Annotated in this window: 6 protein-coding genes; all 6 read left to right on the top strand. The window is 66.1% G+C overall.

The features are described 5' to 3' along the window. The first annotated feature begins 205 nt into the window (after positions 1–205). On the top strand, positions 206–1,570 hold the full coding sequence (locus tag AB3X43_RS17880; protein ID WP_473965146.1) for an ABC transporter substrate-binding protein: 1,365 nt from the start codon (positions 206–208) through the stop codon (positions 1,568–1,570). A gap of 53 nt (positions 1,571–1,623) precedes the next feature. Further along, positions 1,624–2,451, top strand: a complete 828-nt coding sequence (locus tag AB3X43_RS17875) for a carbohydrate ABC transporter permease (RefSeq protein WP_369431223.1) — start codon at positions 1,624–1,626, stop codon at positions 2,449–2,451. Further along, positions 2,448–3,305: a carbohydrate ABC transporter permease gene (locus AB3X43_RS17870; protein ID WP_369431221.1), complete on the top strand. Its 858-nt coding sequence runs from the start codon at positions 2,448–2,450 to the stop codon at positions 3,303–3,305. The genes AB3X43_RS17875 and AB3X43_RS17870 overlap by 4 nt, the downstream gene beginning before the upstream one ends. Before the next feature lie 37 nt (positions 3,306–3,342). Next, positions 3,343–4,398, top strand: a complete 1,056-nt coding sequence (locus AB3X43_RS17865) for an ABC transporter ATP-binding protein (protein WP_369431220.1) — start codon at positions 3,343–3,345, stop codon at positions 4,396–4,398. A 9-nt stretch (positions 4,399–4,407) separates the two neighbouring features. Next, complete coding sequence (locus AB3X43_RS17860) at positions 4,408–4,920, top strand: gluconokinase (RefSeq protein ID WP_369431218.1); 513 nt, start codon at positions 4,408–4,410, stop codon at positions 4,918–4,920. 11 nt (positions 4,921–4,931) lie between these two features. After that, positions 4,932–5,140 (top strand): FadR/GntR family transcriptional regulator (locus tag AB3X43_RS17855; protein ID WP_369431216.1); only part of this gene is annotated, 209 nt, incomplete at its 3' end.

Genomic DNA, 5,140 nt, shown 5'->3' with positions numbered 1-5,140 from the left:
CATCTGCATCTGCAGCCACCCCGACTGCCGGGGTGGCTGCCGCATCCGCGAGGCTGACGGCAGCAAGGACATGACCTGCGGCGGACCCTTACGGGATTCCCCGTTAACCACAGGTCATCATTCATCATACGATCGCGCCACCCCCACCGGGACATCAACCGTGACGAACGACACGAGGAGACACGCAATGCAGGTTAGAACGTGGATGAGTGGCGCAGTGGCCGCCGCGATGGTGCTGGCGATGGCGCCGGCGCACGCAGACGAGACCCTGACCGTCTGGTGGGGCAAGGGCTACTACAAGTCCGAGGATGACGCGCTGTACAACGCGATCAAGAAGTTCGAGGCCAAGAACAAGGGGGTCAAGATCGAGCTGTCGCTGTATGCGCCGCAGGAGATCATCCCGAAGTCGGTCGCCTCGCTCGACGCCGGCAACCCGCCCGATGTCGCCTACGGGGACGTGTACGACTTCCAGGTCACTGCCAAGTGGGCCTATGACGGCAAGCTGGAGGACATCTCGTCGATCATCGACCCGATGCGCGCCAAGTTCGAGCCGCAGGCGCTGTCCACCACCTTCCTGCTGAACAACGCCGAGGGTGGCAAGCGCGCGTACTACGCCTTCCCGATCAAGCAGCAGACCATGCACATCCAGTACTGGAAGGACATGCTGGTCGATGCGGGCTACAAGGAAAGCGACATCCCGACCGGCTGGAAGGACTACTGGAACTTCTGGTGCGACAAGGTCCAGACCGGCTACCGCCAGAAGACCGGCAAGCGCGTCTTCGGCACCGGCTTCCCGATGGGCGTGGATTCGAGCGACTCGTTCTTCTCGTTCCTGACCTTCATGGACGCACACAACGTCAAGCTGGTCAACGACTCCGGCAAGCTGCTGGTCGATGACCCGACCGTGCGCCAGGGCCTGATCAACGCCATGACCGACTACACCTCGGTCTACACCAAGGGCTGCACGCCGCCGTCGTCCACCAACTGGAAAGACCCGGACAACAACGTCGCCTTCCACAACAAGACCATCGTGCTGACCCACAACGCGACGATCTCCATCGCCGCCAAGTGGCTCGACGACTCCACCAACGCCACGCTGACCGACGCACAGCGCGCCGAGGCCAAGAAGAACTACACCGAGCTGATCGCCACCTCGGCCTTCCCGACCAAGCCGGACGGCACCAAGATGCAGTACCGCGCCGCCGTCAAGACGGGCGTGATCTTCAAGGACGCCAAGAACAAGGCGATGGCCAAGAAGTTCGTGGCCTTCCTGCTCGACGAGTCCAACCTGACGCCGTACGTGGAAGGCTCGCTCGGCCGCTGGTTCCCGGTCACCAAGGCCGCGCAGGAAAGTGCGTTCTGGAAGACCGACCCGCACCGCCAGACCGTCTACAACCAGTTCAAGGCCGGCACGGTGCCGTTCGAGTTCACCAAGAACTACAAGTTCACGGTGCTGAACAACGAGAACGTCTGGGCCAAGGCCATGAACCGCGTGCTCAACGAGAAGGTGCCCGTGGACAAGGCCGTGGACGAGATGATCGCCCGCATCAAGGCCGTCGCCGGTAGCTGAAGAAAGCCCTCGCCGTGACTGCTGCCCTCGCTTCTGCCGCCGCGTCCCCCCGGATGCGACCGGGTCTCAGCACCTGGACCTTGTGGGGCCGCGCCCTGCTGGTGCCCTACGTGCTGGTGTTCCTGGTGTTCGTGCTCTATCCGGTCGGCTACGGGCTCTGGCTCGCCCGCCACCCGGACAGCTACGTGCGCCTGCTGGACGATCCGATCTTCTACCGCACCGCCCTCAACACGCTCATCTTCGTGGTGGTGGCGGTCAACGTGAAGATGGTGGTGGCCATGGGGCTCTCCGGCTTCTTCGTGCAGACGCGCTGGTGGATCAAGATCGTCTCGATGGTCTTCATCCTGCCGTGGGCGGTGCCGTCGATCCCGACCATCCTGTCGGTGCGCTTCATGCTCAACCCCGAGTGGGGCGTGATCAACAGCACCATCTTCCGCCTGACCGGGCTGGACGGGCCGAACTGGCTCAACGATCCGACGCTCGGCCTGGGCTTCGCGATGCTGATGCACATCTGGAAGTCGCTGCCGTTCTGGACGCTGATCCTGGTGGCCGGACGGCTGGCGATTCCCGGCGAGCAGTACGAGGCGGCGAGCGTGGACGGCGCCACCCGCGGCCAGAAATTCCGCTTCATCACCTGGCCGGCGATGAAGGACCTGTACCTGACCTGCACCATCCTGTCGATGATCTGGACGCTGGGCGACTTCAACAGCGTCTACCTGCTGACCGGCGGCGGGCCGGCCGACCTGACGCACGTGCTGGCGACGCTGGGCATCCGCTACCTGCGGCTGGACCAGATCGACCTGGCGATGGCCTCCCTGGTCGTGGCGCTGCCGCTCGTGCTGCCGCTGGTGTGGGTGATGATGAAGAGGCTCTCCAAATGACCCGCGCACGCTTCACGCTGAAGTCCATCGGCCAGGAAGCCCAGCTGCTGCTGATCGGCATCCCCGTCCTGCTGTGGACGCTGCTGCCGATCTACCACCTGGTGCTGTTCGCGATCTCGCCGCGCGACAAGGCCACCTCCGGGCGCCTGTGGCCGCAGGACCCGACGCTGTCCAACTTCGACATCGTCTTCCACCAGAAGCACTTCTACCTGCACCACTTCTGGCAGCAGCTGGGCAACTCGCTGTTCATCGCCGTCTCGGTCGGCGCGATCACACTGTTCGTGGCGACCTGCGCGGCGTTCTCGATCAGCCGCCTGAAGGTCCGTGGCGGGCGCACGGTGATGAACATGGCGCTGATGACCTACTTCATCCCGGCCGCCTTCCTGGCCGTGCCGATGTACAAGACCATGTCCACCTACGGCCTGCTGAACAACCGCTGGTCGCTGATCCTGGCGATGGTGACGATCGCCTCGCCCTACTGCATCTGGGTGCTCAAGCAGGCGTCCGACAAGCTGCCCTGGGAGCTGGACGAGGCGGCGCGCATCGACGGCGCCTCGCCGATGCAGCTCTTCCGGCTCGTCTACCTGCCGCTGATGGTGCCGTCGCTGGTCGCTGTGGGCACGTACGCGCTGCTGCTGGCGTGGAACGAGTACCTCTACGGTTTCCTGCTGCTGTCCAACGAGGCCGACCTGACGCTGGCCGTGGCGCTGGGCAACTTCCTCTCGGCGGACGACTCGCCCTGGGAGCTGCTGATGGCCACCGGCCTCGTCTACGCGCTGCCACCGGCCGCGATCTATTACGCCTTCAAGCGCTACATGGTGTCCGGCCTCACGGCTGGCGCGGTGAAGAGCTGACCGACTCGCCAAACCCGCCAAGCTTGAGAACACACCGATGGCCTCCGTCTCCTTTCGCAACGTCCAGAAAACCTACGGCAACAAGGTCAAGGTCATCCACGGCCTGAGCTTCGACATCACCGACGGCGAGTTCGTCGTGCTCGTCGGCCCCTCGGGTTGCGGCAAGTCGACGCTGCTGCGCATGCTCGCCGGCCTGGAGGAGATCTCCGGCGGCGAGGTGCTGATCGACAGCACCGTCGTCAACGAGCTGGAGTCCAAGGACCGCGACATCGCGATGGTCTTCCAGAGCTACGCGCTGTACCCGCACATGACCGTCGGCGAGAACATGGGCTTCAGCCTGCGCCTGCGCAATGCGCCGCAGTCCGAGATCGACCACCGCGTCAACGATGCCGCCAAGATCCTGAACCTCGACGCCCTGCTCGACCGCCATCCCCGCGAACTCTCCGGCGGCCAGCGCCAGCGCGTGGCGATGGGCCGGGCGATCGTGCGCGATCCGAAGGTCTTCCTGTTCGACGAGCCGCTGTCCAACCTCGACGCCAAGCTGCGCGTGGCGATGCGGGCCGAGATCAAGGCCCTGCACCAGCGATTGAAAACGACGACGGTCTACGTCACGCACGACCAGATCGAGGCGATGACGATGGCCGACCGGATCGTGGTCATGCACGACGGCATCGTCGAGCAGATCGGCACGCCGCTGGAGCTGTTCGACCGGCCGGCCAACCTCTTCGTCGCGCAGTTCATCGGCTCGCCTGCGATGAATGTCTTCAGCGGCACGGCGCGCGGCGACACGGTCGAGGCCCTCGGCGCCCGCTGGCCGCTGCCGCCGGACGCCGCCCGCGCGGCCGATGGCACCGGCGTGCACTACGGCATCCGCCCGACGGACCTGTCGCTGGCACCGCAGGGCATCGCCGCGCGCGTGGTCGTGGTCGAGCCGACCGGCGCAGAGACCGAGCTGCTGGTCCAGGTGGGCGATGCCCGGCTGGTGGTCGTCATCCACGACCGCACCGATGTGCAGCCGGACGACACCGTCTACCTCGCCGTCGACGCAGCCAAGGCGCATGTCTTCGACAGCCGGACGCAACAGCGCCTGTGAACTGACGCCATGCCCATGACCGACTCGCCACGTCCTCCGGTCGTCGTCGTGATGGGGGTGAGTGGCTGCGGCAAATCCACCCTCGGTCAGGCACTGGCCCAGGCACTCGGGGTGCCCTACATCGAAGGCGACGAGTTGCACCCGCCCCGCAATGTGGCGCTGATGGCGGCCGGCACACCGCTGACCGATGCCGACCGCGCCGGCTGGCTCGACATCATCGGCGAGCGGCTGGTGCAGGCGCGCGACACGGGTGCCGTGGTGACTTGCTCGGCGCTGCGGCGCATCTACCGCGACCGGCTGCGTGCGGCCTCGCCGGGCCTGCGCCTGATCCACCTGCACGGCGACCCGGCGCTGCTCGCCGAGCGCCTCGGCCAGCGCACCGGCCACTACATGCCCGCCACCCTGCTGCCCAGCCAGCTCCAGACCCTGGAGCCACCGGGGCCGGACGAGGCGGCCACCACGCTCGACATTGCGCAGCCGCCCGACGTGCTTGTCAGGCTGTCGCTGCAGGCGCTGCGCTAGGCTCGCGGCCCATGAACGCCAACAAGAGCATCCTCGGTCACACCCTCGATCAGCTGGGCGAAGCCATCGTCGCCGGCCGCTACGCCCCCGGCAGCGCCATCCCGCCCGAGCCGCTGCTCGGCGAAGAATTTGGCGTCAGCCGCACCGTGGTGCGCGAAGCCATCAAGTCGCTGGTCGCCAAGGGGCTGGTGGTCACCGGGCCCAAGGTCGGCACCCGGGT

This window comes from Sphaerotilus sp., from assembly GCF_041083715.1.
Lineage (GTDB): Bacteria > Pseudomonadota > Gammaproteobacteria > Burkholderiales > Burkholderiaceae_C > Sphaerotilus.
This window is presented reverse-complemented; position numbering and strand designations above follow the sequence as displayed.